The sequence below is a fragment of the Streptomyces sp. NPDC026206 genome, from assembly GCF_040638465.1.
GTDB lineage: Bacteria > Actinomycetota > Actinomycetes > Streptomycetales > Streptomycetaceae > Streptomyces.
The window spans coordinates 172,826-198,920 of record NZ_JBEZYL010000008.1 but is presented as its reverse complement, the minus strand read 5'-3'; the positions used below and the strand labels follow the sequence as shown (position 1 = coordinate 198,920).

26 protein-coding genes and 1 pseudogene are annotated in these 26,095 nt (G+C 73.1%); 18 read left to right on the top strand and 9 right to left on the bottom strand.

The features are described 5' to 3' along the window. Window positions 1–29: 29 nt before the first annotated feature. The 6 genes from AB0F13_RS14895 to AB0F13_RS14870 form a co-directional block, all read right to left on the bottom strand. On the bottom strand, window positions 30–818 hold the full coding sequence (locus tag AB0F13_RS14895; RefSeq protein ID WP_362080773.1) for an ABC transporter permease: 789 nt from the start codon (window positions 816–818) through the stop codon (window positions 30–32). Then, complete coding sequence (locus AB0F13_RS14890; RefSeq protein WP_362080770.1) at window positions 815–1,792, bottom strand: ATP-binding cassette domain-containing protein; 978 nt, start codon at window positions 1,790–1,792, stop codon at window positions 815–817. The genes AB0F13_RS14895 and AB0F13_RS14890 overlap by 4 nt, the downstream gene beginning before the upstream one ends. Window positions 1,793–1,840: 48 nt before the next feature. Next, the gene (locus tag AB0F13_RS14885; RefSeq protein ID WP_362080767.1) at window positions 1,841–2,677 is read right to left on the bottom strand and encodes a DUF4097 family beta strand repeat-containing protein; all 837 of its coding nucleotides are present in this window, start codon (window positions 2,675–2,677) and stop codon (window positions 1,841–1,843) included. Window positions 2,678–2,759: 82 nt separating this feature from the next. Then, window positions 2,760–3,281, bottom strand: a complete 522-nt coding sequence (locus AB0F13_RS14880) for a hypothetical protein (protein WP_362080764.1) — start codon at window positions 3,279–3,281, stop codon at window positions 2,760–2,762. A 161-nt stretch (window positions 3,282–3,442) separates the two neighbouring features. Then, window positions 3,443–3,640, bottom strand: coding sequence for a DUF6255 family natural product biosynthesis protein (locus tag AB0F13_RS14875; protein ID WP_362080762.1), 198 nt, complete (start codon window positions 3,638–3,640; stop codon window positions 3,443–3,445). Further along, window positions 3,637–3,957, bottom strand: a complete 321-nt coding sequence (locus AB0F13_RS14870) for a hypothetical protein (RefSeq protein WP_362080759.1) — start codon at window positions 3,955–3,957, stop codon at window positions 3,637–3,639. The genes AB0F13_RS14875 and AB0F13_RS14870 overlap by 4 nt, the downstream gene beginning before the upstream one ends. Window positions 3,958–4,087: 130 nt before the next feature. On the opposite strand from AB0F13_RS14870, the gene AB0F13_RS14865 reads away from it, so the two are divergent. Continuing rightward, window positions 4,088–4,918 (top strand): helix-turn-helix transcriptional regulator, encoded by an 831-nt coding sequence (locus AB0F13_RS14865; protein ID WP_362080756.1) that lies wholly within the window; start codon window positions 4,088–4,090, stop codon window positions 4,916–4,918. Beyond that, window positions 4,915–5,115 carry a DUF397 domain-containing protein gene (locus AB0F13_RS14860; RefSeq protein WP_362080753.1) on the top strand — a complete coding sequence of 67 codons (201 nt, stop codon included), beginning with the start codon at window positions 4,915–4,917 and terminating at the stop codon, window positions 5,113–5,115. The genes AB0F13_RS14865 and AB0F13_RS14860 overlap by 4 nt, the downstream gene beginning before the upstream one ends. A 6-nt stretch (window positions 5,116–5,121) precedes the next feature. Here AB0F13_RS14860 and AB0F13_RS14855 read toward each other — a convergent pair whose 3' ends face one another. Both AB0F13_RS14855 and AB0F13_RS14850 read right to left on the bottom strand, forming a co-directional pair. Continuing rightward, entirely contained in the window at window positions 5,122–5,850 is a 729-nt protein-coding gene (locus AB0F13_RS14855) for a tyrosine-protein phosphatase (protein WP_362080751.1), read from the bottom strand. Between the two features lie 75 nt (window positions 5,851–5,925). After that, window positions 5,926–7,314: a helix-turn-helix transcriptional regulator gene (locus AB0F13_RS14850; RefSeq protein WP_362080748.1), complete on the bottom strand. Its 1,389-nt coding sequence runs from the start codon at window positions 7,312–7,314 to the stop codon at window positions 5,926–5,928. A gap of 239 nt (window positions 7,315–7,553) precedes the next feature. On the opposite strand from AB0F13_RS14850, the gene AB0F13_RS14845 reads away from it, so the two are divergent. From AB0F13_RS14845 to AB0F13_RS14770, 16 genes and pseudogenes are all read left to right on the top strand, one after another. Then, window positions 7,554–8,555 carry a Gfo/Idh/MocA family oxidoreductase gene (locus AB0F13_RS14845; RefSeq protein ID WP_362080745.1) on the top strand — a complete coding sequence of 334 codons (1,002 nt, stop codon included), beginning with the start codon at window positions 7,554–7,556 and terminating at the stop codon, window positions 8,553–8,555. Then, window positions 8,552–9,805 carry an aminotransferase class I/II-fold pyridoxal phosphate-dependent enzyme gene (locus tag AB0F13_RS14840; protein ID WP_362080742.1) on the top strand — a complete coding sequence of 418 codons (1,254 nt, stop codon included), beginning with the start codon at window positions 8,552–8,554 and terminating at the stop codon, window positions 9,803–9,805. The genes AB0F13_RS14845 and AB0F13_RS14840 overlap by 4 nt, the downstream gene beginning before the upstream one ends. Then, a complete protein-coding gene (locus tag AB0F13_RS14835; protein WP_362080739.1) occupies window positions 9,805–10,263 on the top strand; it encodes an NUDIX hydrolase in 459 nt (152 codons plus the stop codon). Before AB0F13_RS14840 ends, AB0F13_RS14835 begins: the two co-directional genes overlap by 1 nt. A 182-nt stretch (window positions 10,264–10,445) precedes the next feature. Then, on the top strand, window positions 10,446–10,961 hold the full coding sequence (locus AB0F13_RS14830; protein ID WP_362080737.1) for a DUF402 domain-containing protein: 516 nt from the start codon (window positions 10,446–10,448) through the stop codon (window positions 10,959–10,961). A gap of 12 nt (window positions 10,962–10,973) precedes the next feature. After that, on the top strand, window positions 10,974–12,503 hold the full coding sequence (locus AB0F13_RS14825; RefSeq protein ID WP_362080735.1) for a carboxyl transferase domain-containing protein: 1,530 nt from the start codon (window positions 10,974–10,976) through the stop codon (window positions 12,501–12,503). Between the two features lie 132 nt (window positions 12,504–12,635). Continuing rightward, window positions 12,636–13,619 carry an iron ABC transporter permease gene (locus AB0F13_RS14820; protein WP_362080950.1) on the top strand — a complete coding sequence of 328 codons (984 nt, stop codon included), beginning with the start codon at window positions 12,636–12,638 and terminating at the stop codon, window positions 13,617–13,619. Then, window positions 13,616–14,677: an iron ABC transporter permease gene (locus tag AB0F13_RS14815; protein WP_362080732.1), complete on the top strand. Its 1,062-nt coding sequence runs from the start codon at window positions 13,616–13,618 to the stop codon at window positions 14,675–14,677. Before AB0F13_RS14820 ends, AB0F13_RS14815 begins: the two co-directional genes overlap by 4 nt. Continuing rightward, window positions 14,674–15,501, top strand: a complete 828-nt coding sequence (locus tag AB0F13_RS14810) for an ABC transporter ATP-binding protein (RefSeq protein WP_362080729.1) — start codon at window positions 14,674–14,676, stop codon at window positions 15,499–15,501. Before AB0F13_RS14815 ends, AB0F13_RS14810 begins: the two co-directional genes overlap by 4 nt. Window positions 15,502–15,589: 88 nt before the next feature. Then, window positions 15,590–16,558 carry an iron-siderophore ABC transporter substrate-binding protein gene (locus tag AB0F13_RS14805; protein ID WP_362080726.1) on the top strand — a complete coding sequence of 323 codons (969 nt, stop codon included), beginning with the start codon at window positions 15,590–15,592 and terminating at the stop codon, window positions 16,556–16,558. Between the two features lie 305 nt (window positions 16,559–16,863). After that, window positions 16,864–18,096 carry a siderophore biosynthesis protein gene (locus tag AB0F13_RS14800; RefSeq protein WP_362080723.1) on the top strand — a complete coding sequence of 411 codons (1,233 nt, stop codon included), beginning with the start codon at window positions 16,864–16,866 and terminating at the stop codon, window positions 18,094–18,096. Further along, complete coding sequence (locus tag AB0F13_RS14795; protein ID WP_362080720.1) at window positions 18,093–19,856, top strand: IucA/IucC family protein; 1,764 nt, start codon at window positions 18,093–18,095, stop codon at window positions 19,854–19,856. The genes AB0F13_RS14800 and AB0F13_RS14795 overlap by 4 nt, the downstream gene beginning before the upstream one ends. Continuing rightward, a complete protein-coding gene (locus AB0F13_RS14790; protein WP_362080717.1) occupies window positions 19,853–21,052 on the top strand; it encodes an MFS transporter in 1,200 nt (399 codons plus the stop codon). Before AB0F13_RS14795 ends, AB0F13_RS14790 begins: the two co-directional genes overlap by 4 nt. A 1-nt stretch (window position 21,053) precedes the next feature. After that, window positions 21,054–22,832 (top strand): IucA/IucC family protein, encoded by a 1,779-nt coding sequence (locus tag AB0F13_RS14785; RefSeq protein ID WP_362080714.1) that lies wholly within the window; start codon window positions 21,054–21,056, stop codon window positions 22,830–22,832. Beyond that, on the top strand, window positions 22,832–24,016 hold the full coding sequence (locus AB0F13_RS14780) for a type III PLP-dependent enzyme (RefSeq protein WP_362080947.1): 1,185 nt from the start codon (window positions 22,832–22,834) through the stop codon (window positions 24,014–24,016). Before AB0F13_RS14785 ends, AB0F13_RS14780 begins: the two co-directional genes overlap by 1 nt. 110 nt (window positions 24,017–24,126) lie before the next feature. Next, window positions 24,127–24,243: pseudogene (locus AB0F13_RS14775) on the top strand (asparagine synthase-related protein); the annotation flags it as partial. A 130-nt stretch (window positions 24,244–24,373) separates the two neighbouring features. Then, window positions 24,374–24,748: a GntR family transcriptional regulator gene (locus AB0F13_RS14770; RefSeq protein WP_362080711.1), complete on the top strand. Its 375-nt coding sequence runs from the start codon at window positions 24,374–24,376 to the stop codon at window positions 24,746–24,748. A 133-nt stretch (window positions 24,749–24,881) separates the two neighbouring features. On the opposite strand, the gene AB0F13_RS14765 is transcribed toward AB0F13_RS14770, so the two are convergent. Further along, window positions 24,882–25,988 (bottom strand): DUF5925 domain-containing protein, encoded by a 1,107-nt coding sequence (locus AB0F13_RS14765; RefSeq protein WP_362080708.1) that lies wholly within the window; start codon window positions 25,986–25,988, stop codon window positions 24,882–24,884. Between the last annotated feature and the right edge of the window lie 107 nt (window positions 25,989–26,095).

Here is a 26,095-nt window from a genome sequence, read left to right as displayed (position 1 = left end):
CCGGTGAGGGTGGTGGGACGACGGGCGGTTCAGCGGCGGGCGCCGCGGTGGAAGGCGGAGCGGGCCCACAGGTAGCCGACGAGGCTCAGGCCGGTGCACCAGGCGAGGGCGACGACGCCGCTGTCGCCGATCTCGCTGCCCATCAGCAGGCCGCGGAGGGTCTCATTGATCGGGGTGAAGGGCTGGTGGTCGGCGAACCAGCGCATCCAGGACGGCATGGTGTCGGTGGGGACGACGGCGCTTCCCAGAAAGGGCAGGAGGGTGATCGGCATGGGCAGGTTGGAGGCGGACTCGACGGTCTTGGCGACCAGGCCCATGGCGGCCGAGATCCAGGTCAGCGCGAAGGCCAGGAAGGCAAGGAGGCCGGTGGCGGCCAGCCACTCCAGGGCGGTGGCGTCGGGACGGAATCCGATGGCGAGCGCGACGGCGGTGACCACGGCCGTGCCGAGGGCGGTCTGGACGAGGTTGCCGAGGACATGGCCGGTGAGGAAGGAGGCGTGGGACATGGGCATGGTGCGGAAGCGGTTGACGATGCCTTCCGTCTTGTCCATGCAGACGCCGAGCGCGGCACCGATGGAGCCGGTGGCGACGGTCATCAGGATGATCCCCGGGGCGATGTAGTCGATGTAGTCGCCCTTCAGCTGGGGGCCCTGGATTCCTGCGCCGAGCGCGCCGCCGAAGGCGTAGTTGAAGAGGAGGAGGAAGAGGACCGGCATCAGGATGATGGTCACGACCACGGACGGGTAGCGCACGGCGCGCTTCATGTTCCGGCGGAACATGGTGACGGAATCGCGGGCGGCGTAGGAGAGGGCGCTCATCGGGAGATCTCCTGCTTGTCGGAGCCGGTCAGGGTGAGGAAGACGTCGTCGAGGTCCGGGGTGTGCTGGGAGAGGGTCTCGGGGGTGATGCCGGCGTTGTCGAGGACGTCCAGGACGGCGCGGAGGGTGGGGACGGAGCCGTCGGAGGGGATCTGGAGGGTGAGTTCCTCGTCGTTACGGCTGGTGGCGGGGAAGTGGGACGCGGCCAGGTCCAGGGCGGCCGGGTCGGCGAACTTCAGGGAGATGTGGCCGCCGGGGACGATGCGCTTGAGCTCTTCCGCGGTGCCTTCGGCGATCAGCTTTCCGCCGTCCAGTACGGCGATGCGGTCGGCGAGTTGGTCGGCCTCCTCCAGGTACTGGGTGGTGAGGAGGATCGTCACGCCGTCGTCGGCGACCAGGGAGCGGATGATCTCCCACATGGTGCGGCGGGAGCGCGGGTCCAGGCCGGTGGTGGGCTCGTCGAGGAAGATGATGCGCGGGTCGCCGACCAGGGTCATCGCGAGGTCGAGCTTGCGGCGCATACCGCCGGAGTAGGTGGTGACCGGCTTCTTGGCGGCCTCGGTGAGGTCGAAGCGGCGCAGTAGTTCGTCGGCCCGTCGGCGGCCCTCGCGGCGGGGCAGATGGTGCAGGTCCGCCATGAGCATCAGGTTCTCGTGGGCGGTGAGCAGGTTGTCCACCGCCGCGAACTGGCCGGTGACACCGATCGCGGCACGGACCGCGTCGGCCTCGCGGGCCAGGTCGTGGCCGGCGAGCCGCGCCTGGCCGGCGTCGGCGGGGATGAGGGTGGAGAGGATCTGCACGGTGGTGGTCTTGCCCGCGCCGTTGGGGCCGAGCAGGGCGAAGACCGTGCCCGGGGGGATGGTCAGGTCGATGCCGTCGAGCACCGTCTTCCCGCCGTAGGACTTGGACAGTCCTGTGGCGGTGATGGCCGGTGTGACGGGTGACGCGGAGATCCCAGCATTGGTCATGGTCATGACAGTCCTGTCTGTGTGGGGTGTCGCCGGGAGCGGTCGGTCACCCGGTCAGGGGCGGCGGATCACGATGTCGCCGACGCCGGTGCGGGCGCGCACCTCGACGGTCTCCTCGGCGGAGCCGGGGCCGTCGCAGGAGCCGAGAGTGTTGTGCACGCCGCCGACGCCGGTGTGCACGTCGAGCCAGGCGGCGGTGGACTCGTTGATGCCGACCTCGACGTCGCCCGCGGCGGTATGGAGCGTGACCTGGCCGCGCGTCACTTCGCCGAGCCGGATGGAGCCGTTGGCGGACTTGGCGTTGACCGAGGCGTGGGCGACGTCGACGCAGATGCGGCCGTTGGAGGAATTCGCCCTCAGGTCGCCGGTGACCGAGCCGATCGAGGTCTCGCCGTTGCCGTTCTTGACGACCGCCGCGCCCGCGATCTCGCCGACCTCGATCCGGCCCGCTCCGTAGACCTCGGCGTCGCCCGTCACGCGGTCCAGCCGGATGTCACCGTGGCTGGTCCTGAGGTTCACGGCCGTCGCCTCGTCGATCTGGATGTCGCCCATGGACGTCTTGATCAGGCACTCCCCGAAGCGGCCTTCGCAGATGAAGTCCGCCATGGGCGTGATGCCCCGCAGGTTCGAACCGGCCGGCAGCTCGATGCTCACGCGGAGCGCGCCGCACTTGCCGAACAGGGAGCGCTTCTTGGGTCCCTTGACCGAGAGCGTGCCGCCCGAGAAGACGACCTTGGTCTGCTCCGCGGCCCGTACGTCGATGTCGGCGGCGGCGTTGCCCGGCAGCACCTCGACGACCGTGTCGATGCGCTTTCCGGCGGTGATCCGGGCGGTCCCGATGTCGAATTCGAGGACGACGGAGATCGGTCCGGGAGTGTCGAAAGTAGGCATGGCTGTTCCGTCCTCGTGGCTGTGGAGTGTGTTCCCGCTGGTGAGGCGGGTGAGGAAGAAGTGGTGCGGAGGGCCGGTCCGGCTAGCGGACCCAGCCCGTGTAGCTCTGCGGGCCCCGGTGGCGGCTGCGGCCGGCGGAGCGGGCGGGCTTGCCGGGCTCCAGGGCGGTGGCGACGGCCCGTACCAGCCAGGCGTTGACCGACAGACCCTCCTGCCCGGCGGTGTCCTCGACCCGGGCCTTGAGGTGCGCGGGGAGGCGGAAGTTGATGCGCGCCGTGCTGCCCTCGTCGCCGTCCGCGGCGACGGGGGGCGCGGGCGCCGGCATGCTCTCCGGCTCCTCGCCCCGCCCGTACGCCTCCTGGGGCGGCGGCGTCACCACGAACTCGGGGTCGGTCCCGCGCAGCCGTACGTCGACTGAGCCCGGCGCGAGGTCGCGGGTGACCTCGTCCATGGCGGCGGACAGCGCGTTCAGCAGGGTCAGCCGGGTGGCCGACTCCAGGGGCGCGGTGAGCCGCTCGGCCAGGGCGCGGGCCTCGTCCCCGCCGGCATCGGCGGCGACCGCGAGCTCGTGCCGGAGGTTGTCGACATACGGCGTAAGGTCCATGACGCCATCATGGCACCACGATGGCGCCACCGCAAGATGTGGTGGCGCAATCGTGGTGCCATGAGGTGGTGCCATCCCCGCCAGGGCCTGCTCATCCGGCTGCGCGGCGGCAGTAGAAGCGCTTCTCCCGCTCGGCGCGGTGGAGTGGCCCACGGCGGGGCTCAGGCGCGCAGGAGCAGCACCCCTGTCGTCCTGACGGTGGGCTTGCTGCGGGGTGCGCCACCCATGTCGCCGCCCCTGCCGGGCCACCACAGTGCCGCGTACTCACGGAAGCGCCGCACGCCGCAGGACCCGCACGTCGCGATGCCGCGGCTGGCGGTCCACCCTGCCTCGGGGTGCGCACATCCGGGCCGCCTCATGCGTGGGCCGCCCTTTGGTGAAGCCCCATCGCCGTCGCCCAGTGGGCGGCCGCCGCGCCGTCGCCCTCCCGTGACGCGGTGTAGTACGCGTCCTTGATGCGCCCGCACTCCTCGCACCGTGGTCTGCGCACGGTGACCGATACGAGGTTCTCCGGTGCGGCGTGCCATTCCGTTCCGCCTGCGGGCGGCCGGAGCTGACAGCGGGACCAGCGGTTGTCCATGACCTCGCCCACGCGGTTGGTGGTGGTGTCCCAGACGAGTTCGCCCCGGGCGGGGGCGTGCGACGCTTCGCTGGCTTGTTCGGGGGTATGGGGCATGCGGAACCTCTGTCGGACGGTCGCTCACTCATGCGGGCGACGTTCACTGCTTGCGCCTCCAGCGTCGCGCTCCGCTCCTACGCTCAACAGGTCTGGAGCCACGCCAACGCATCTGGGGTGAACGCGAGTTATGGCCAATGACCTGCGGAACGACACCGAGCCTGAGAGCGGGGCCGCCTACTTCGGCGGCGAGGTGCGGGCTTGGCGCACGGACAGAGGGCTCAGCCAGCGGGAGCTGGGGGAGGCTGCACAGTACGGGCAGCAGTACGTCGCGAAGGTGGAGGCGGGGGAGCGGCTGGGGAGCTCGGAGTTCGCGAAGGCGTGCGACGAGGTGTTCGGCACGCCGGGTACGTTTGCGCGGCTGCGGAAGCGGGCCGCGCGGCGGGGGTATCCGGCATGGTTCGAGTCGTACGTACGGCTCGAAAGGCGAGCCGCCGTAATCCAGGACTACAGCACGAACTTCATCATCGGCATCCTGCAAACGGAGGCATACGCGAATGCCGTCTTTCGGAAGGCCCATCCTCGTGACGACCTCGACCTGACAGCCGAGAAGGTCGCGCGGCGGCTCAAGCGTCGTGAAGTCATGCAAGGCGAGAACCCACCGCTGCTGTGGGTCATCCTGGACGAGTCATGCCTATGGCGCATGGTCGGGAGCCCCGAGGTCATGCGTGAGCAGATGGCGCACCTGATCGAGCAGGGGGAGTCCCCGCATGTCGTTCTCCAGGTGCTCCCCTTCCGCTCCGGGGCGCCGGCGTCTCACATGGCTTTCATCGTCCTGAAGTTCGCCGACGACGAACCAGATGTGCTCTATGTGGAGAACCCAGTCGATGGTCACGTGATCGATTCGCCAGACACGGTGGCGAACGCAAACGTGACCTACGATCGGCTGCGCGCTGACGCTCTGTCCCCAGAGGAATCGCTGGCCTTCATTCGTAAGGCCGTGAAGGAATGGAACTCATGAACACACCCCACATAGTCAATGCAGCGTGGACGAAGTCCAGCTACAGCGGCGGCAATGAAGGTAACTGCGTCGAGTTCGCCCGCAACCTAGCGGTCAGCGGCATCGTCCCCGTCCGGGACAGCAAGGCTCCCGACCGCCCGGTGCTCATCTTTACCCCCGCCGCCTGGTCCTCGTTCACCTCCGCCCTGCGCGCCTAGGAGCCGTCACGGCTCAAGGAGCCGTCCGCGCAGCTCCGCGATCAGCTCGTCGTCGGCGCCGAGCTGATCGGCTGCGTAATCACGCACGGACCCGTGGCGGGCGGCCAGGTCGGACAGGAACAGGCGCATGACCTCCGCCGGTGCCCGCCCGTAGCCGGGCCACCTCAGGGCCCGGCCCGGGTTGGCGGCACGCCAGTCGGCGATCAGCCGGTCCGTGGCCAGTTCGGTCAGGGCGAAGTCGTCGGCGATCTCGTCCTCGGGCACCCCCAGCAGGGACAGGACGAGGGCGGCCACCATCCCGGTGCGGTCCTTGCCCGAGGCGCAGTGGAACACCAGCGGGCCGCTGTCCGAGGCGATGACCTCCAGTGCCTGGCTCAGCTCCTTGACGCCGTCGAGGGCGACTTCGGCGTACCGGTCGGCGAGGAAACGCCACGGGTCGGCATCCGGGTCGATCTCGGCCTGGTCGTACGGCCGGTGCTCGACGCTGAAGTTGAAGTACGTCAGACCGTCCTCGTCCGGCACCCGGCCCTTCGCCGCTATCTCCCACGGATAGCGCAGGTCGATCACGGTGCGCACCCCGAGGGCGAGGAAACGATCCCAGTCCTCACCCTGGAGTTTGGCCAACGAGTCGGACCGGTACAACCGGCCCCAGCGCACTGTACGTCCGTCACCGGTGGAGTAACCGCCCAGGTCACGGAAGTTGTGCAGGCGCTCGAACGCGACATGTCTTTTCATGCCCGTCACCCTACGAGGGCCGGTTCGGTGACTCGGTGACTCCGCGCCCAGGCGTGCTATGCCGTCGTGCTCGGCTTATCCGCCACGTCCTGGTTCAACGACGGTGTCCGTCGTACGTACCGGATGCCAGATGAGGACGCCGACGCGGGCGGCGAGCCCGCGGAGTTCGGTGGTGGTGCGTCCGGAGACCATCAGGCCCGAGACGAGGGATTTGACCGCGGGGCGGGCGTGAGTCTCTTCGGGGGCGTGGTGCTCGGCGGCCAGCAGTGCGCGGATGCAGTCGTCGCGGCGGCCCCATCGTCCGTACGCGGCGGCGATATCGGTGTAGTAGCGGGCCCGGCGCTCGGTGCTGGGCAGGCTCTGCGGGGCGATGGCCCGGGCGGCGGCGAGTGCCGTGGAGGGGTCGCCGGCGGAGTTCTCGGCGGAGATGCGGTGGAGCTGGACGGTGGTGGGGCTGAATCCGCCGCCGTGGTCCCGCAGCAGGGTGGTGCCGCCGAGCTCCTTGGCGATGGCGGCGGCTTCGCCGGTCAGTTCCCGCATCCCGGCCGTGTCACCGGCGCGAGCGGCGGTGTAGGCGGCGGATTGGATCAGCAGGCCGCGCTCGGCGGCATGGTCCGGCCCGCCCCCACGCAGGCCGGGGTGGTCGGCGGCCGTCAGGGCGATGGACATCGCCTGCTCATGCCAGTCCGCCTTGCGCGCCAGGACGGCGAGCTGGCGGGCGGTTTCGGCGACCAGCAGAGCGTCGCCGCTCGCTTCGGCGCTCTGGCGTGCACGGTCGGCGGCCATCCAGCCGAGCTGCTGCTCGTCGAGCTTGATCAGCATGCGGGTGGCCAGCAGATAGCTCTGAGCCAGCAGCGAGCCCTCGTCGCCGCTTGCGTGGCCGGCGTGGATGAGCCGGGGCAGGCGGACGGCGAGGCTGCCGTAGCGGCAGGTGTGGAAGTCGGCCAGGGCGCGCGCGAGGTCGGTGTGCACAGCGGCCGCGGGCGGGATGGCGATGCCGGCGTGAAGGCCGAGCATCGCGTCGCGGACGCGGCCGACGAGCACCTCGCCGAGCGCGGCTTCGCTCACCGGCGTCCCGCTGCTCGGCAGGACGGGGGCGCCAGCGGCTGCGACGGCGGTGACCGCGAGGTTCGCCAGCAACTGCCTGCGCCGCACCGGACCCTCACCGTCCTCCCGAGTCGTATCCGCCACCCTAGGGCTGGGAAGGCGGGGGTAGGCGGTGGTTGGCCCGATCGCGCGCCCATGTCGGACGTCTGGCTGGCGAGTCAAGCCGAGCGCCTGGGGCGCGATGCGGAGCGCGTCGGCGAACCGCCGCAGCACGACCACGTCCGTCAGCGGCGACACGCCGCGCTCGTACCGGGAGACCTGGGCGGCGGAGTAGCCGGTCAGCACCCCGAGCTGGGCCAGGGTCAGCCGCTGTTCCTTGCGCGTGCGGCGGACCAGTTCACCGGGATTCACGTTCACCGCTGGCGCTGGCCGTGCTTCTGACCGCATCCATACCGTCCCCGCTCGTAGACGAGAGGCGCGCCGCCCCTCACCGTAGCGGTGCCTGCCGGGCCAGGACAGGGGCTTTGCACCGGATGCAAGCGGCTTTGCGGGCCCCGGCAGCTGCCCTGCCGCGCGCGCGGCGGCCGCGGTGTCCTCGAAGGGCAGGTGGCACGCAGACGGCGGGCCACCGCCTCGCCTTCGAAGAGGTGTGAGCGATGAGCACGATCAAGAGGGCCGCCGTTGTAGGGCTCGGCGGCCAGTCCCAGAAGGACCACCTTCCCGCCCTGGCCGGCTGCCGGCTTGCCGAGCTCGCCGCCGTGTGCGACGTGGACCCGCAGCGCGTGGCCGCGCAGTCCGGCCAGTGGCAGGTCCCCGGCTTCACCGACCTCGCGCGCCTCCTGGACGAGGTGAAGCCGGACTTCGTCGTCGCTGCGGTGCCGCATCACGTCGGCCGGAACGTCGTCGAGGCGTGCGCCGGGGCGGGGGTGCATGTGATGAAGGAGAAGCCGTTTGCCACCGACCCGCGCGACGCCGCCGAATTGGCCGCGCTGTGCGAGAAGACCGGCATCGAGCTGATGGTCACTGTTCAGCGCCGCCTCCACCCCCTCTATGCGGCCGCCGCCGGGCTGCTGGAGCAGATCGGCTCCCCGTACCTGGTCGAGGGCCGATACACCCTCCACTGCCCCGACCCGGCCGCAGGCTGGCGCGGCAAAGCGAAACTCGCGGGCGGTGGGTGCCTGGCGGACATGGGCTACCACCTCATCGACCTGCTGATCTGGTACCTGGGCCTGCCCGACCGCGTACTGGCCGACATCTCGGCCGCCGCCGCACCGGGTGCCGACTACGACGCCGAGGACACCGCCTTGGTCCACCTCGCCTACGACTCCGGCCTGTACGGCTCGCTGCTGGTCTCCCGCTCGGCAGGTCCCAAGACGGAGCGCCTGGCCGTCACCGGTCCGCACGGCACCGTGGTCATCGAGCGCGGCGCCGTGCGCCGCCTCGACCCGGCCGGGCAAGTGGTCGAGGCGCTGCTGCGGGAACCGGCCTGGCCATGCGCGCCCGGCGCGCAGATCGACCGCTTCTGCCGCGTCCTGGACGGCAGCAGCCCCAACCCGTCCGGGCCGGCCGTGCACCTGCCGCACGCCGCGTTCCTGGCCGCCGCCTATGCCTCCAAGGCCACCGCCCGCTCGGCCGACCCGAAGGAGTTCCTGGCATGAACGACTCCCCGCTCGCCCTGCTCGGCGGCGAACCCGTCATCACCACCCCGGGTCCGCATTTCGCATGGCCGCCCATCGCCGAGCCCGACCGCGAGGCGGTGGCCGGCCAGCTGGAGGCGGCTGTCTCGATCCCGGACCGCTCCGGCGTCGTGGCCGAGCTGGAGGACGCGCTCGCCTCGTACCTCGGTGTCCGGCACGTCGTGACCACCTGCACGGGCACTGCCGCGCTGCACTCGATGTACGCCGCGGCCGGGATCTCCGCGGGGGACGAGGTGCTCGTCCCGGCGCTCACGTTCCACGCCACCGCCACCCCGCTCTTCCACCTCGGCGCCCACCCCGTACTTGCCGACGTCGACGAGGCGGGACAGCTCGACCTCGACGACGCCGCCCGCCGCATCACCGCCCGCACGAAGGCCGCGGTCGCCGTGCACCTGTGGGGCCTGCCCGAGGACAGGGACGCCCTCGTCTCCTTCGCCGACGAGCACCACCTGATGCTGCTGGAGGACGGCTCCCACGCCCACGGCGCCACCTGGAACGGCCAGCGCACCGGTACCTTCGGCGCCGCTGCGGCATTCAGCCTCAACGGGCCGAAGCCGCTGTCTGCCGGCGAAGGCGGGTTCGTGGCCACCGACGACAGCGAGCTGTACTACCGCGTCCTGCTGCACGGCCAGTACAACAAGCGGTGCCACCGCGAGATCCCGGCCAACCACCCGCTCGCACGCTTCGCCGTCACCGGCATGGGCCTGAAACTGCGCATCCACCCGCTCGCCGCAGCCCTCGCCCACGCCCAGCTGCCCCGCCTGGACGGCTACCTCGCCGGGCGCCAGGCCATCGCGGCCCGCATGTGCGCCGCCCTGGACGACGTGCCCGGCATCCGTGTGCCGCACGTGCCGGTCTCCGCGCGACCGTCCTGGTACGCCCTGCCCTTGCGGTACGAGCCGGCCGAGCTCGGCGGACTCCCGCTCCAGCGGTTCCTCGACGCCGTCCACGCCGAATGCGCCACCGAGGCGGACCAGCCCGGCTCCACCTGCCCGCTCGCCACCCATCCGTTGCTCCAGGACCCCGGGGCCCTGCTGCCCGGCTACGCTGACCGCCGGGGCCCCGTCCCCGGGGACTTCCCCGCCGCCGAGCACGTGCACGCAACGACCCTCAAGCTCCCCGTCTGGCACCGCGATGAGGACATCCCCCTCGTCGGCGCCTACACCCAGGCCATCGCCAAAGTCGCCGCCCACCACAAGGACCTCCTGTGATGCCAACCGTCGACACTGCCCTCCTCGAAGACCTCGCCCGAGCCGCCCAACGGGACGGCATCACCAAGACCGTCGTCGGCGCCGTCATCACTGACAGCGACGGCAAGGTCCTCCTGCTGCACCGTACGGCCGACGACTACCTCGGCGGGCTGTGGGAGCTGCCCTCCGGCGGCGTCGACGACGGCGAGAACCTGATCGAGGCCCTGCGGCGGGAAGTCGCCGAGGAGACCGGCCTGACGGTCACCGCCGTCGGCGACTACCTCGGCCACTTCGACTACCGCTCGGGCAGCGGACGCGCCACCCGCCAGTTCAACTTCACCGCAACCGTCACCACCACCGGTGACACGGTCAAGCTCACCGAGCACGACGCACACCTGTGGGCCGACCGCACCCAGCAGAACCGGGTCTCCGCCGCCGTCCAGGCAGTCCTCGGCACCTGGCGCAGCCAGGCGGCCTGACCGGCTCCCGAGCCCGAAGGGGGCCCCGGCCGCCGTCTCCACGGAGGACGGCCGGGGCCCGCCGTGCTGGTCATCAAGACCGGCAAGAATGCGGTCGTACGGATTAATCGCTGGCCCCGCGCTCCGTCGTCGGAAATGCTGCAGCTGTTCGGCAGCGGCGAGGCACGGAGCGAGGTTCAGTCATGAGTGAGGTACCCACGAGGCCGGCGGTGGGCAGCACCGTGACGGTCGTCCTGCGGAAGGCGGGCCGGACCAAGGTGCGGTATCCCGCTGTCGTCGCGTACGACGACGGCACGCACGTCGTCGTACGGGCGCCGTGGGCGGGGGCGGCGGCGCGGGACTTCGGCTTCGTGCGCTTCGAGGACGGCGATGTGTTCACCGAGCACTACTGGCGCGACCGCTGGTACGCCGTCAAGGAGGTGCGGAGCGCCGGCGGGGCGCTGAAGGGCTGGTACTGCGACGTCACCCGCCCGGCACGCGTCGGGCATGGCACGCTCGTCGTCGAGGACCTCGACCTGGACCTGTGGGTCTCGGCGGACGGCGCCACCGTACTGCGCCTGGACGAGGACGAGTTCGCCGACAGCGGCCTGGCCGAGCGCGATCCCCTCGCCGCCGGGGCGGCCCGCCGGGCACTGGACGACCTCGAGGTGCTGGCCCGCACGGGCGGCGGCTTCGGTGGCCTTCTCGCCGGGGCGTGACAGGCTGTCACCATGGCCGACTTCAGTAATCGCACGTCCGCACTCGACCTGATCCTGGCCGCCGTGGATCCCGGCAGCTGGCGCTGCTGGGACGCGCCCGTCGCGGTGACCACGGACGACGCGGGCTACCGGGCCGACCTGCTCGCCGCGCGGGAGCGGACGGGGCTCGACGAGTCCGTCGTCACCGGCGAGGGGCGGGTGGACGGGCGCCGGGTGGCCGTGGTGGCCTGCGAGTTCCGCTTTCTGGGCGGGTCGATCGGGGTCGCGGCGGGGGAGCGGCTGGTGCGGGCCGTGGAGCGGGCGACGGCCGAGCGGCTGCCGCTGCTGGCGGCGCCGGCCTCGGGCGGTACGCGGATGCAGGAGGGCACCATCGCCTTCCTGCAGATGGTGAAGGTCACCGCCGCGATCGCCGACCACAAGGCGGCCGGGCTGCCCTATCTCGTCCATCTGCGGCACCCCACCACCGGCGGTGTGCTCGCCTCGTGGGGATCGCTCGGTCATCTCACCGCCGCCGAGCCCGGTGCCCTCATCGGTTTCCTGGGGCCGCGGGTGCACGAGGCGCTGTACGGCGAGCAGTTCCCGGCGGGCGTTCAGGTCGCGGAGAACCTGCTGGCGAACGGCCTGGTGGACGCGGTGCTGCCGGCCGGGAGGCTGTCGGAGGTGGCGGCGCGGGCGCTGTCCGTGCTGTGCGCGGACGACGCCCCGGTCCCCGCGCCCGTGCCGGAATCCGCGCCTGGCGAACGCTCCGATGCACCCCCGGCCGAGGAATCGATTCGCCGCTCGCGCCGGCCCGACCGGCCCGGCGTGCGTGAACTCCTGCGCGCCGCTGCCACCGAGGTCACCCTCCTCAGTGGAACGGGCGCGGGGGAGCGCGATCCGGGGCTTCTGCTCGCGCTTGCGCGCCTCGACGGCACTCCGTGCGTCGTACTCGGCCACGATCGCGGCAGCCGCGTGGAGACGGCCGCGACGGGCGTGCCCGCCCACGGTCAGGCGCTGGGCCCTGCGGGGTTGCGGGCGGCCCGGCGGGGGATGCGGATCGCGGCGGAACTCGACCTTCCACTGCTCACCGTCGTGGACACGGCCGGGGCCGCGCTCTCGCGCGAGGCCGAGGAGGGCGGGCTCGCCGGGGAGATCGCCCGCTGCCTCGCCGACCTGGTGACTCTGCCCGCGCCGACCCTGTGTCTGCTGCTGGGCCAGGGGGCCGGCGGGGCGGCCCTCGCGCTGCTTCCGGCGGACCGGGTGGTGGCGGCGCGGCACGCCTGGCTCTCGCCGCTGCCGCCGGAGGGCGCGTCGGCGATTCTCTATCGCACGACGGACCGCGCCTATGAGATCGCCGGGCGTCAGGGAGTACGCTCCGCCGACCTCTTGGCGAACGGGATCGTGGACCGCATCGTAGAAGAGGAAGGCGACTTCCTTTCGAGTATCGGTCGTGTGATCGGAGCGGAAATGGCTGCTCTCAGGGCGCGTGACCAGCATGAACGGCGCGCGGGACGCCGTGCGCGCTACCGGCGCCTCGGTGGCGCGGGTGACATCTCTTCATAAAGAAATACGGTCATTGCGGGCATACGCCCAGGGGGAATTGACAGACTTAGGTTTGCCTAACCTAAGGTCGTCTCCGTGAACGTGACCGATGCCCGGCCTGTCCGGCCGCCCCGGCCCGCCGCCCCGCGGCCGGTGGCGGGCCGCGGGGTCCTGCTGCTCGCCGGCGGGCTCGCCCTGCTCGTCCTCTGCGCGGCGCTCAGCCTCGCCGCGGGCTCCCGTGCCGTGCCCCTGGACACGGTGTGGCACGCCCTGGCCGACGGGGACCGCAGCAGTGACGGCCTGGTCGTCACCGGCCTGCGCGTCCCGCGCACCGTGATCGGCCTGGTGGTAGGCGCCGCCCTCGGCGTCTCCGGCGCCGTCGCCCAGGGCATCACCCGCAACCCCCTGGCCTCGCCCGCCACGCTGGGCATCAACCATGGGGCCGGTTTCGCCGTGGTCGTCGCGAGTTACGCGCTGCACCTCTCGCACCCCGCCCAGTACCTGCCCTTCGCCTTCGGCGGTGCCGCGCTCGCCACCCTCGCGGTGCTCGCCCTCGCCCGCCGCGCGGGCGACCTGGACCCCGTACGGCTCGCACTCGGCGGCACCGTGCTCGACGCCGTGCTCATCTCCTGGACCTCCGCGGTGATGCTCACCAGCCACCGCACCCTGGACGAGGCCCGCTTCTGGCTGGCGGGCTCGCTCGCCGGGCGGCAGGCCGACATCCTGCTGCCCGTCGCCGTGCCGCTGGTCGCCGGCCTCGTCCTGGCCCTGGCCGTCTCCCCCGCCCTCAACGCCCTCGCGCTCGGCGACGACACCGCGCAGGCGCTCGGCGTCCCGGTCGCCAGGATCCGGGCCGCCGGGGGCATCGCCGTCATCCTGCTCGCCGCCTCCTCGGTCGCGGTCGCGGGCCCGCTCTCCTTCGTGGGCCTCGCCGCCCCCCACCTCGTACGCAAGGTCGTCGGAGCCGATCACCGCCGGCTGATCCCCGGCTGCCTGATCGCGGGCCCGCTGCTGCTGCTCGCCGCCGACATCGCCGGCCGGCTCGTGCTGCGACCCGTCGAACTCGAGGTCGGCATCGTGACCGCGCTGCTCGGCGCGCCCCTGCTGGCCTTCCTCGCCCGGAAGGTGGCGCGATGACCCCCGTCACCACCGTGCCGGCCGCCCGCCCGGCAGCCGGGAGCGCGCTCGGCCGGCAGCGCCGGCGGACCGCCCTGCTGAGCGCGGCCGCCGTGCTCCTGCTCATCGCACTGACGGCCGTCGGGCTCGGCACCGGTGAGGTCCATATCCCGCCGGTGGACGCCCTGCGGGCGCTGGTGGGCCTCGGTGACAGCGGCCAGGTGATGCTCATTCAGGAACTGCGTGCGCCCCGGGTGCTCGCCGCCGTCGCGGCGGGAGCCGGGCTGGCCGTCGCCGGAGCGATGCTGCAGCGCGTCGCGCGCAACCCGCTCGCCTCCCCGGACGTGGTCGGGGTGACCGGCGGCGCGTCCCTGGGCGCGGTGGCCGTCATCGCCTCGGGCGCGTCGGCCGCGCTGACCCCGCTCGCCGCGCTCGCCGGCGGACTGCTCGCGGCCGTACTCCTCGGACTGCTCGCCTGGAAGGGCGGGTTCACCGTCTCCCGGCTCGTTCTCGTCGGCCTCGCCGTGCAGTCCGGCCTCGCCGCCGCCGTGAACCTCCTCATCGTCCGGTTCCCCGCCGAACTCGCCTCCTCCGCCCTGCAGTGGACCACCGGCTCGGTGTACGGACGGAACTGGACCGAGGCCGGCGCCGGGGGAGGAGCGATCCTCGCCGGGCTCGCCCTCGCCCTGGGCGGCCACCGGCGGCTGGCGGTCCTCGACCTCGGCGACGACACCGCCGGCTCCCTCGGCCTGCCGCCCAGGGCCGCCCGGCTGCACCTGCTGCTCCTGGCCGTCGTGCTGGCCTCGGTCGCCGCCGCCCTCAGCGGGCCCGTCGGCTTCGTGGCCCTGGCCGTACCGCACATCGTGCGGTTCCTCGCCGGGCCGCCCACCGCCGGCACGCTCGCCCTGACCGCGCTGGCCGGAGCCGTCCTGCTGCTCGGCGCCGACCTCGTCGTCCTGCACGTCCTGCCCGTGCACGGGCTGCCCGTCGGCGTCGTCACCGCCACGCTCGGGGCGCCCTGGCTGCTCGTACTGATGCTGCGTCATATGAAGCCCAACGCTGGGAGTGCCACCCGATGAGCGCGACGACGAACGCCGGCCAGTTGGCGACCCACGGCCTGAGGCTCGGCTACGGCGGCACCGTCGTCGTCGACGGCGTCGACCTGACGCTCCCCGGCGGCGCCGTCACCGCCGTCGTCGGCCCCAACGCCTGCGGCAAGTCCACCCTGCTGCGCGGCATGGCCCGGCTGCTGGCCCCCACCGCGGGCACCGTCACCCTCGACGGCAGCGACATCCACCGGATGTCCGCCCGCGCACTGGCCCGCCGCATGGGCCTGCTCCCGCAGCAGGCCGTCGCCCCCGACGGCATCACCGTCGAAGCGCTCGTACGCCTGGGCCGCTACCCCCACCAGCGGATGCTCTCGCCCTGGTCGAAGGCCGACCGGGCCGCCGTGGAGGAGGCCCTCGCGCGCACCGGCACCGACGCGCTGCGCGACCGGGCCGTCGACGAGCTCTCCGGCGGCCAGCGCCAGCGTGCCTGGATCGCCCTCGCCCTCGCCCAGGACACGCCGCTGCTGCTCCTGGACGAGCCCACCACCTTCCTCGACCTGCGCCACCAGCTCGATGTGCTCGACCTGGTCGAGGAGTTGAACGCCGAGGCCGGACGGACCGTCGTGATGGTCCTGCACGACCTCGGCCAGGCCGCCCGCTACGCCGACCACCTGGTCGTCATGTGCGACGGCCGCCCGGCCGCGGCCGGCCCGCCGGCGGAGGTCCTCACCGCCGAACTCGTCGAGAAGGTCTTCGGGGTGGAGTGCCGGGTCGTCCCCGACCCCGAGACCGGCACCCCGCTGGTCGTGCCCCGCGCCCGCTGCCGCAGACGTGTGGCGCCCGCAGCCTCCTGACTGCCCGCAGCCTCCTGACACCCCCCACATCCGCAACCGCTCGAGAGGGAACCCCACCATGACCATGCTCCGGCCAGCCGTACACCGCATGCGCAGAGTGTCCGCCGCGCTCCTCACCGTGATCATCGGTGCGGCCGCGCTCACCGCGTGCGGCGACGACAAGAAGACGGACGACGCCGCGCCCGCCGCCGGCGCCGGTTTCCCGCGCTCGGTCAAGCACGCCATGGGCACGACGGAGATCACCAGGAAGCCGCAGCGTGTCGTCGTCCTGGACACCGGTGAACTGGACGACGTGACCATGCTGGGCATCGAGCCGGTCGGCGCGGTCTCCCCCCACATGAAGACCGAGGGCGGCTTCCCCGCCTACCTCTCGGCCAAGGTGAAGAACACCAAGGACGTGGGCCCCATGGCGGAGCCCAACATCGAGCGCATCATGGCGCTCAAGCCCGACCTGATCCTGTCCTCCAAGGTCCGCCACGCCAAGGTCTACGACAAGCTCAAGGGCATCGCCCCCACCGTCTTCACCGAGACCACCGGTGCCCCCTGGAAGGAGAACCTGAAGGTCCACGCCCAGGCGCTGGGCCTGGAGAAGGAGGCGCAGGCGGCCATGGACGCGTACGAGAAGCGCGCCGTGGCGCTGGGCGAGGAGATCAAGAAGAAGAACGACGGCAAGGCGCCGACCGCGTCCGTCGTCCGCTTCGTCGCCGGCCCCACCCGCCTCTACCAGAAGCAGTCCTTCAGCGGCATCGTCCTGAGCGACATCGGCCTGCGCCGCCCCGCGTCCCAGGACGTCGACAAGCCCATGCTCGAGGTCTCCCCGGAGCAGATCGACAAGGCCGACGCCGACCTGGTCTTCGTGACCGTCGCCGACGACCCGAAGAAGACCCAGCAGGGCGCCGTCCAGGACAACCCGCTGTGGAAGGGCCTGGGCGCCGTCAAGAACGACAAGGTCTTCCAGGTGCCCGACGAGACGTGGATGTCCGGCATCGGCATCCAGGCCGCCAACCGCGTCGTCGACGACATCGCCAAGGCCGCCGGCGTCCCCACCCCCAAGTAACCGCCTCAGGTGACCGCCCGCGAGTGACCGCCCCAGGTGACCGCCCGCAAGTAACCACCCCCCAGTGACCGCCCCCAAGTAACCGCCTAACCGCCCCAAGTACCCCCCCCGCAAGCAACGGAACCCGGGTAACCGCCCCCCCAGCAACGAGGCCCGGGTAACCGCCCCCACGCAGCCCGGCTCCCGGGCGCCCCCGCACCACACCCCGCCAGACCCTCCTCCCCACCGTTCCGCCGGGCCGCGTGTGCGGCGCGGCCCGGCGGAACACCCCCACCCACACCCCTGCCCTACCGAAAGGTGCCCCCGTGCGGCTGCATCTTCTCGCGCTCAATCCGACCGACTCCGTCACCGAGGGCTTCCTGCCCGCCGCCGCCCGGCTCGGCCTGGCCGTCACCCTCCTCACCGACCAGCCCGAAGCGCACCGGCGCGCCTACGAACGCCATGTCGCCGAGGGCGGCGACCCCCTGCCCGAACTGGCCGTCACCCCCTGCGACGTACGTGACTTCCGCGAGGTCATAGCGCGGATCGCCGCCCTCGGCGCGCCGGACGCGGTGTTCACCAACAGCGACCACCTGCAGACCCAGGCAGCCCTGGCCGCCGACTACTTCGGCCTGCCCGGCAAGGACTGGCGCGCCGCCCTGCGCGCCAAGAACAAGGCCCAGCTGCGCCGCAGCCTCGCCGAGGCCGGGCTGGACACCGTCCGGTCCGCCGAGCTCGCCTCCGGCGAGGAACCGGCCGCGCTCACCGACGGCCGCCTCGACGGCATGCCCTTCCCCTGCGTGGTCAAGCCCCGCGAGGGCGTGGCCAGCGAGGACGTCGTCCTGGCCGGCAGCGCGGGCGAACTGGCCGACCGCTGCCGCGAGATCAGGTCACGGCGGCCCGATGCCGCCCTGGTCGTCGAGGAGTACCTGGAGGGGGAGCTCCACACCCTGGAGACCCTCGGCGACGGCACCACCCTGCACGCCTTCGCCGCCTTCCGCACCGAGCTCTCCCCGCTGCCGTACTTCATCGAGGAGCGCCTCGACCTCCTGCCCGCCCTGCCGCAGCCCCACAGCGAGCAGGTCATCGCCCAGCTGGAGGCGCTCGGCATCGGCTTCGGCATCTGCCACACCGAGTACGTGGCCCAGGGCGACCGCGCCCGCATCATCGAGGTCAACTACCGGGCCATCGGCGACCAGTGCGACCTCGTCCTGGCGCAGCTGCTGGACATCCCGCTCTTCGAACACACCCTGCGCACCCATCTCGGCGAGCCGCTTCCGGCCGATCTCGGTGGGCGCACGGACGGCCGGGTACGTATGGAGTACGTGTGCGCCGAGCGCGGCGGCACCCTCAAGGCCGCGCCCGGGGCGAGCGACACCGAGCGCGACGGCGTCCGGCTGGTCTACCGGCCGATGCGCGAGCCCGGCGAGGAACACCCGCTCCACCGCACGAACCGCGACTACCTGGGGGTGTTGCGGGCGACCGGTACCGACCAGGACCGGATCGACCGTGCCGTCGCGGAATTCCTGGCTGCCCAGCGATGGGAGATCGTCTCATGAGCGCGGCTGCGACGGCGGTGACGGAGGCGACGGAGCACGACGTGGTGGAGGACGAGCTCCTCGGCAGGGTGCTCAGCACCCTGCTGCGCGAGGACGCTTATCAGCTGCGCAGCAAGGCGATCGCCGAGCGGCGCCCCGACGGCGACTGGCTCCGGCTCCCCGTCACCGAGGAAACGTTGTTGCTGCCGGTCGGCCCCGAGGGCTTCCAGTGCGAGGTCCAGGCCCGCGAGCCCGTCCTGGAGACGGCTGCCGGGCCGGTGCGGGGTCTGCGGCCGGTGCTCGCCCGGCTGCGCGGTGCCGCGGCCCCCGAGGACCGGGCCGGGTTCGACGCCTTCCTCGCCGAGTGCGACGAGGCACTCGCCGCCATGCGGCTGCACGGCCGGGTGCGCGAGGACGTCGTCGGGCACCTGGCCGCGACGTACGGACGCTCCACGGCCGGGTGGACCGGGTTGCGCGGCTCGCTGGCCTACGACACCCTCGCCGCCTTCCGCGACCACCCCGTCTACCCCACCGGCCGCGCCCGCGCCGGCCTGAGCGAGGACGAACTGCGCGCGTATGCCCCCGAGTTCCACCCCTCCTTCCCGCTGCGCTGGCTCGCCCTCCCGCACGACGCCGTCACCGGTGAACGCGCCGAGCTGCCGCACTGGTGGCCCACCCCCGCAGCCCTGGGCCTGCCCCGCCTGGACGCCACCCACCTGGCGCTGCCCGTCCACCCCCTGACCGCGGGCGCCCCGCTCACCGAGGCCCTGCGCGCCACCGGTCTGACCGGCTCCGCGCACCTGGCCGAGAAGCCCTGGCTGGAGGTGACCCCGACCCTGTCGACCCGTACCGTCGCGGTCGCCGACGACCCGGCGGTCCACCTCAAGCTCCCGCTCGCCACCGCCACCCTGGGCGCGCGCAACCGGCGGACCATCAAGCCCGGCACCCTGCTGGACGGGGAGGTCGGCCAGCGGCTGCTCGAAGAGATCATCGTCCGCGAGCCGCGCTTCGCCGGCACCGTGCTCCTGGCCGACGAACGCACCCACCTCGGGGCCGGCCACGAACTCCTCGCGGCCCTCGTGCGCCGCTACCCGGCCGGACTGCAGGACGCGCACGTCGTGACCGTCGCCGGGCTGCTGGCCCGCACCCCCGACGGCCGTCTCGTCGCCGACGCGCTCGCCGAGCGCTACTACGGCGGCTCGCTCGTCGCCTTCGTCGACGCCTACCTGACGCTGCTGCTGGACTGGCACACCACCCTCTTCTCCTACGGCACGGCCCTGGAGTCCCACCAGCAGAACACCTCGGTCGTCCTCGACGAGCTCGACGGCCGGCCCCGGCTGCGGCTGCTGCTGAAGGACAACGACGGGCCGCGCGTGCACGCCGTGCGCCTGGCGGCCCGCATCGGCGGCGAGGCCGCGGACCTGCTGGGCTTCGACGACCGGCGCATCCTCGTGGCGGGCGACGGCCCCGTCGCCGACGTCTTCGCGACCATCACCGTCCACCTGTGCGCGGGCGCCCTCGCCTTCGAGCTGGCCCGCCTGGGCCGGGGGCCGCTCGACGGGTGGCTGCGGCAGCTGCGCGACCGGCTCGCCGAGGCCACGGCCCGCCTCACCCCGGGCCCGGCCGCCGTGCTGCGGGCCCGTGTCCTCGACGCCGGCCGGCTACCAGTCAAGGCCATGATCACCGCGGGCACCCTGCTCACCAAGGAGCGCTCCGGCGCCGCCGACATCAACAAGCACTACGTCACCGGGCCCAACTACCTCCGGGAGGGCGTCCGGTGACCGCCGTGCTGGACCGTGCCCGGCAGCGAGCGCCCGCCACCCTGCACACCCGGCAGATCCACGCGGTGGCCGCCTGCTACTTCGTCGCCTCGTTCGCCGCCCTGGGCCTGCCCCCCTACCTCACCGCCATCCTGCCCTCGCTGGGCGACCGCGAGGGCAGGTGGGCCGGGCTGCTGTACATCGTGCCGACCGTGTTCGGCGCCGCCGGCGCACCCCTGTGGGGGCGGCTCGCCGACCGGTACGGCCGCAAGCGCCTGCTGCTGCGGGCCCAGCTCGGCCTCGCTGTCTCCTTCCTGCTCGCCGGCTGGGCGGACAGCCTGCCCGCCTTTGCCGCCGCCCTCGTCCTGCAGGGAATCCTCGGCGGCACCTTCGCCGCCTCCAACGGCTACCTCGCCGCCGCCCTCGACGGGCAGCGCCTGTCCTGGGCGCTGACCCTGATGCAGGGCGCCGCCCGGCTCGCCCTCGTCGCCGCGCCGGTCGTGGTGGGCTCGCTCTCGCCGTGGGTCTCCCCGCACCGCCAGTACGCGCTGCTCGCCGTGCTGCCGCTGGCCGCCGCCGTGATGCTGGCCGCGCTTCCCGAGCCGCCGCGCGCCGAGGAGCCCGTGCCGGACGACGGGAGCGGCGAGGAGCCGCGGGGGGAGGGTGGCGGCTCACTGCGCACCCTCTACGTCCTGGAGTTCACCTTCGTCCTCGCCACCGTCATCTCCTACCCGTACCTGATCACCCTGGTCGAAGGGCGGCTGCCCGGGCTCGGCTCCGCCGTCAGCGGGCTGCTGTTCGCCCTCCCGCACGTGTGCTACCCGCTGCTGGCCAAGCCCGTGCACACCTTCGCAGCGCCCCGCCCGCGCCTGGCGGCCGTGACCGGCTTCGCCCTGGTGGCCGTGGCCCTCGCCGGGCACTGGGGCGCCACCTCCCTGGCCTCCTTCGTCGTGCTGCGGCTGCTCCTCGGCGCGGGCATGACGCTGGGGCTGGTGAGCCTGTCCGCGCTCGCCGCCGACGCCTGCCGGGGCCGCAGACCCGGCCGGCTGTTCGGGTCCCTGGAGCTCATATCCAAGGCCGGGGCCGTCGTCGCCGGAGCGGTCGCCGCCGCCTCCAACGACGTCTGGGGCCCGGCCGCCCCCATCGTCGCAGGATCCGCCGTCGCAGCCCTGACGGCGCTCGTCAGCACGTCTACCCTCCTCCGCTGGAGTCGCTGAAATGTCCTCAGCCCCCGCTGCCTCCTCAGCCCCCGCCGCCCCTTCCACGGCCGTACTGCCCTCCGCCGTCGCCGGCACCGTCACCGCCGACCACGTGGTCGCCCACACCCTGCTGAACTGCCTGCTCCGCGAGGTCTCCGGGCCCGAGCACCAGACCGCCGTCACCGACGGGCACCTGCTGCTGCGCCTGCCCCGCAGCGGCACCCTGCTCCGCGTCCGGCTGCGCCGCGCCTCCCTGATCGGCGCCCACCGCTTCACCGGTCCCGTCACCGAACAGCGCGACGGCGCCTGGTCCGAGCTGTCCTGGCAGGGCCTCGCCGAGTACATCCACCGCGAGCTCGAACTGCGCACCGGCGTCCGCAACGACGAGTTCCTCGGCCAGGTCGCCTCCAGCCACGCCGGCGTCGGCGCCGCCCTGGCCGCCCGGCAGCCGGAGGGGCAGGACGAACCGGCCGCGCCCGCCGACCGTTACATGGACTCCGAGCAGTCCCTGCTCTTCGGCCACCGCTTCCACCCCACCCCCAAGGCCCGCACCGGCGCCCCCGAGGACTGGAACCGCTACGCCCCCGAGGCCCGCGCCCGCTTCGCCCTGCGCCACCTGGCCGTCCGCCGTGAGTACGTGCGGGAGGAGTCCGCCACCGCGGCCGCCACGGCCGCCTTCGACCGGCAGGGCGGCGTCCCCGAGGGCTATGTGCTGCTGCCCGCGCACCCCTGGCAGTACGGCATGCTCCGCGACCACCCCGTCCTGCGGTCGGCCCTCGGGCGGGGCGACGTCCTCGACCTCGGGCCGCGCGGCGCCGAGTTCGGCCCGACCGCCTCCGTGCGCACCCTCTACGACGGCCGGGACTTCCTGAAGTTCAGCCTGAACGTGCGGATCACCAACTGCCTGCGCAAGAACGCCGAGTACGAGCTGACGGGCGCCGTCGCCCTGACCCGGCTCCTGGAACCGGTCGCCGCCGACCTGGCCGCCCGCTTCCCCGGCACCGAGCTGCTGCGCGAGCCCGCCTACCGCACCCTGGACCTGGGCAGCCGCGAACTGGCCGAGGGCTTCGGCGTCATCTTCCGCGAGGGCCTGGGCGCCCGGCTCGCGCCCGGCCTGACGGCCCTGCTGGCCGCGGCCGTCGCCGACGAGTACCCCACCGGCCCGGCCCAGGTCTCCCGGCTCCTGGCGGGCACCGGCCCCCAGGCGGCCCTCACCTGGTGGGACGCCTACCTGAACCTGCTCGTCCCCCCGGTGCTGGCCGCCTACTTCGACCACGGCGTCGTCCTCGAACCCCACCTGCAGAACGTCGTCGTCGGCGTCGACGCGGAGGGCATGCCCCGGCAGGTCCTCCTGCGCGACCTGGAGGGCACCAAGCTGCTCCCCGGGCACCACGCGGCCGCCCTCGCCGCGCTCCCCGGCGACGTGGCCCGCCCCATGACGTACGACCGCGAGCGCGGCTGGGACCGCGTCGTGTACTGCCTGCTCGTCAACCACCTCGCCGAGGTGCTCGCCGCGCTCGCCGACCGCCACCCCCACCTCGAGCCCGAACTGTGGTCGGCCGTCCGCCGGGTGCTGGCCGCACGGGCCGCCGCCCACGGCAACCCGCCGCTGCTGCGCGCCCTGGTCGCCGGGGTGCCCCTGCCCGCCAAGGCCAATCTGCTGACCCGCTGGGAGCGCAAGGCCGACCGGCACGCCGGATACGCCCGCATCGGCTCGCCGCTGGTGTCGGACCTGCTCACCGTGCTGGCGGACGACCCTGCGGAGTCCCCGGCCGAACCCTGGAGCACCACGCTGTGATCACCCCCCGTGTCGCCGCCCACGCCGCCCGGCTGCCGGCCGGCGAACTCCCCGCCTACGTCCACGACCTCACCGCCCTGGACGAGCACGCCCGCGGCATACGGGCCGCCCTGCCGGAGAGCGTCGAGCTGTACTACGCCGCCAAGGCCAACCCCGCCCCCGAGCTCCTCAGGGCACTCGCCCCGCACATCAGCGGTTACGAGGTCTCCTCCGGCGGCGAGCTGGCCCACGTCCGCAAGGCCGTGCCCGGCCTCCCGCTCGCCTTCGGCGGGCCCGGCAAGACCGAGGCCGAGCTGCGGCTGGCCCTCGAACTGGGCGTCGAGCGCTTTCACGTGGAGAGCGAGCAGGAGCTGCGGATCCTGGCCGGCCTCGCCGACGAACGGCCCGGCGACTCCCCCGTGGACCTGCTGCTGCGCGTCAACCTCCCCGTCGGGGACGGTGACCTGGGCGGCGCGGCGCTGGCCATGGGCGGCCGCCCCAGCCCGTTCGGGCTCGACCCGCGCCGCGCCGAGGCCTGCCTGCCGCTGCTGCGGGGGCGCCGGCTGCGGCTGCGCGGCATCCACGCCCACCTGGCCAGTGGCCTGGACGCGGCCGCCCAGCTGGCCGTCGCCACCCGCGTCACCGAGTGGGCCCGGGATCTGGACGAGCGGCACGGTCTCGGCCTGAGCGAGGTCAACGTGGGCGGCGGCATGGCCGTCGACTACGGCCGGCCGCACACCCGCTTCGACTGGGCCGCGTACGGCAAGGGCCTCGGCGAACTCGCCGAGCGCCACCCCGGCTTCACCCTGCGCATCGAACCGGGCAGGGCGCTCACCGTCCACGCGGGCTGGTACGTCACCGAGGTCCTGGACCTCAAGCACAGTCACGGCCAGGCCTTCGCGGTCCTGCGCGGCGGCACCCACCACATGCGCACCCCCGCAGCCAAGGGCCACGACCACCCCTTCACAGTGCTGCCCGTCGAGGAGTGGGAGCGGCCTTGGCCGCGCCCGGCCGCCCTGGACGAGCCGGTGACCCTCAGCGGGCAGCTGTGCACGCCGAAGGACATGCTCGCGAGCCGGGTCCCGGTGGCGGAGCTGCGGGTGGGGGACCGCATCGCGTTCACCATGGCCGGCGCCTACGCGTGGAACATCTCGCATCACGAGTTCCTGATGCACCCGGCGCCGACCTTCCACTTCCTGGGCTGAGGACGGCCGGATCCTCACGGCGGCCCTGGCGAAAGTAGATGTTGGATGCATCTATGCGGGTGTGACGTCGCAGCCGCGGTCCGCCGGAGACGGCCGGCCGGACCGCGGCGCAGCGGCGCATGCGCGAGACCGGCCACCTCCACCTGACCCGCTTCGTGCGGATGCTCCTCGACCGCACGGACCGGGCCGGCATGGCCGTCGGCCTGGAGGCCCGCGTGCCCTTCTGCGCCACCGTCGCGCAGGCGCTCGCGGAGGACGCGGGCGACTCCTTCCGTGCCGCCACGGAAGTGGTCCTGGGTCTCGACATCCGGCTGCGGGGTACGGCGCGGGGCCGGAGCTCTGGCGCACAATGGCGGTATGGCTTTGCAGATGACCGTCGACCCGGGCGCCGCCGAACCCCCCTACGAGCAGATCCGCGCCCGCATCGCCGAGCGCGCACGCTCGGGTGCGCTCCCGGTGGGCTACAAGCTGCCGACCGTACGCGGCTTCGCCGAGGAACTGGGCCTCGCCGCCAACACCGTGGCCAAGGCCTACCGGGCGCTGGAAGCGGACGGCGTCATCGAGACGCGCGGCCGCAACGGCACGTTCATCGCGGCTCCGGGCGACACGGCCGACCGCGAGGCGGCCGCGGCGGCGGCCGCCTATGCGCAGCGTGCGCACCGTCTGGGCCTGGACGCCGGTGCGGCGCTGGCCGCGGTGCAGGACGCCTTGCGGGTGGCGTACGGGGACTGAACTTGCCCCTGGCCCGCCCTCTCACCGTCTCTTGTCCTCAATCGCCGGACGGGCTGAATTTCAGCCCGTCCGGGGGTACCTCCCAGCGGTAGCTGGGGGAGATTGAGGACCGGGGTCCGGGGCGGAGCCCCGGCTACAGGTACAACCCCGCATCCGCTCCCTCATGCGGCTGCGCCGGCACCGACGCCGGTCCCACGCCCCGCCGCAACGCGAAGAGTTCCGCCAACGTCGCCCCCGAGCGCCCCACGCCCTCCTCGCGGCCCAGCCACCCCACCGCCTCCGTCCGGGTCAGCGGCCCCACCTCGATCCGGGCCAGGCACCGCCCCGGACGCACCACCGCGGGATGCAGCCGCTCCAGGTCCTCGTTGGTGGTGACGCCCACCAGGACGTTGCGGCCCTGCCCCAGCAGCCCGTCCGTCAGGTTCAGCAGGCGCGACAGCGCCTGGCCGGCCGCGTGCCGCGCCTCGCCGCGGATCAGTTCGTCGCAGTCCTCCAGGAGCAGCAGCCGCCAGCGGCCCTTCGCCGACCCGTCGTCCTCGCCGATCGCGATGTCCATCAGATAGCCCACGTCGTTCAGCAGCCGCTCGGGGTCCAGCACGCAGTCCACCTGGCACCAGTCGCGCCACGAGCGGGCCAGCGTCCGCAGCGCGGAGGTCTTGCCCGTGCCCGGCGGGCCGTGCAGGAGCAGCAGCCGGCCCGCGATGTCGTCGGGGGTGACCTTCATCAGCCGGCCCATCGCATCGGCCACCGGAGCCGTGTAGTTGGCCCGGACCTCGTCCCAGGTGCCGGCGGAGATCTGCCGGGTGGTGCGGTGCGGGCCGCGCCGGGGGGAGAGGTACCAGAAGCCCATGGTGACGTGCTCGGGCTGCGGTTCGGGGTCGTCCTCCGCGCCCTCCACCGCCTGCTCCAGCACCGTCCTTGCCAGCTCGTCGCTGACGGCCGTCACCGTCACGTCCGCGCTGCGGTTCCAGCGCGCCGCCAGCAGTGACCAGCCCTCGCCCTCGGCGAGGAGCACCCGGCGGTCGTCGTCGCGCGCCGAGCGCACCACCCGTGCCTCGGGCGGCAGCAGCGAGGCGCCGGAGCGCACGCGCTCCACGGAGTGGCCCCGGGCGTAAGGCTGGTCGCCACGCGTGAAGGGGCCGAGGAAGAGGGCGTCGATGACGTCGGCCGGAGCGTCGCTGTCCACGTTGAGCCGGACGAGCGGGGACGGTGGGCGGTCGGCACTCGTGTCGGCACACATGCCGCCCATGATCCGGCACGGATCGCCCCGGCGCACCCGGGTTTTCCCCGTTTCCGACCCCGTTGGCCCAGAAGCCGCCGCACGCCCTTTCCACCCCGGTTACCCTT

What these genes read in the sequence shown, in the direction of transcription:
- AB0F13_RS14895 (WP_362080773.1), bottom strand. Translation starts at nt 818, where the DNA reads ATGAGCGCCCTCTCCTACGCCGCCCGCGATTCCGTCACCATGTTCCGC.
- AB0F13_RS14890 (WP_362080770.1), bottom strand. Translation starts at nt 1,792, where the DNA reads ATGACCATGACCAATGCTGGGATCTCCGCGTCACCCGTCACACCGGCC.
- AB0F13_RS14885 (WP_362080767.1), bottom strand. Translation starts at nt 2,677, where the DNA reads ATGCCTACTTTCGACACTCCCGGACCGATCTCCGTCGTCCTCGAATTC.
- AB0F13_RS14880 (WP_362080764.1), bottom strand. Translation starts at nt 3,281, where the DNA reads ATGGACCTTACGCCGTATGTCGACAACCTCCGGCACGAGCTCGCGGTC.
- AB0F13_RS14875 (WP_362080762.1), bottom strand. Translation starts at nt 3,640, where the DNA reads ATGAGGCGGCCCGGATGTGCGCACCCCGAGGCAGGGTGGACCGCCAGC.
- AB0F13_RS14870 (WP_362080759.1), bottom strand. Translation starts at nt 3,957, where the DNA reads ATGCCCCATACCCCCGAACAAGCCAGCGAAGCGTCGCACGCCCCCGCC.
- AB0F13_RS14865 (WP_362080756.1), top strand. Translation starts at nt 4,088, where the DNA reads ATGGCCAATGACCTGCGGAACGACACCGAGCCTGAGAGCGGGGCCGCC.
- AB0F13_RS14860 (WP_362080753.1), top strand. Translation starts at nt 4,915, where the DNA reads ATGAACACACCCCACATAGTCAATGCAGCGTGGACGAAGTCCAGCTAC.
- AB0F13_RS14855 (WP_362080751.1), bottom strand. Translation starts at nt 5,850, where the DNA reads ATGAAAAGACATGTCGCGTTCGAGCGCCTGCACAACTTCCGTGACCTG.
- AB0F13_RS14845 (WP_362080745.1), top strand. Translation starts at nt 7,554, where the DNA reads ATGAGCACGATCAAGAGGGCCGCCGTTGTAGGGCTCGGCGGCCAGTCC.
- AB0F13_RS14840 (WP_362080742.1), top strand. Translation starts at nt 8,552, where the DNA reads ATGAACGACTCCCCGCTCGCCCTGCTCGGCGGCGAACCCGTCATCACC.
- AB0F13_RS14835 (WP_362080739.1), top strand. Translation starts at nt 9,805, where the DNA reads ATGCCAACCGTCGACACTGCCCTCCTCGAAGACCTCGCCCGAGCCGCC.
- AB0F13_RS14830 (WP_362080737.1), top strand. Translation starts at nt 10,446, where the DNA reads ATGAGTGAGGTACCCACGAGGCCGGCGGTGGGCAGCACCGTGACGGTC.
- AB0F13_RS14825 (WP_362080735.1), top strand. Translation starts at nt 10,974, where the DNA reads ATGGCCGACTTCAGTAATCGCACGTCCGCACTCGACCTGATCCTGGCC.
- AB0F13_RS14815 (WP_362080732.1), top strand. Translation starts at nt 13,616, where the DNA reads ATGACCCCCGTCACCACCGTGCCGGCCGCCCGCCCGGCAGCCGGGAGC.
- AB0F13_RS14810 (WP_362080729.1), top strand. Translation starts at nt 14,674, where the DNA reads ATGAGCGCGACGACGAACGCCGGCCAGTTGGCGACCCACGGCCTGAGG.
- AB0F13_RS14805 (WP_362080726.1), top strand. Translation starts at nt 15,590, where the DNA reads ATGCGCAGAGTGTCCGCCGCGCTCCTCACCGTGATCATCGGTGCGGCC.
- AB0F13_RS14795 (WP_362080720.1), top strand. Translation starts at nt 18,093, where the DNA reads ATGAGCGCGGCTGCGACGGCGGTGACGGAGGCGACGGAGCACGACGTG.
- AB0F13_RS14785 (WP_362080714.1), top strand. Translation starts at nt 21,054, where the DNA reads ATGTCCTCAGCCCCCGCTGCCTCCTCAGCCCCCGCCGCCCCTTCCACG.
- AB0F13_RS14770 (WP_362080711.1), top strand. Translation starts at nt 24,374, where the DNA reads ATGGCTTTGCAGATGACCGTCGACCCGGGCGCCGCCGAACCCCCCTAC.
- AB0F13_RS14765 (WP_362080708.1), bottom strand. Translation starts at nt 25,988, where the DNA reads ATGTGTGCCGACACGAGTGCCGACCGCCCACCGTCCCCGCTCGTCCGG.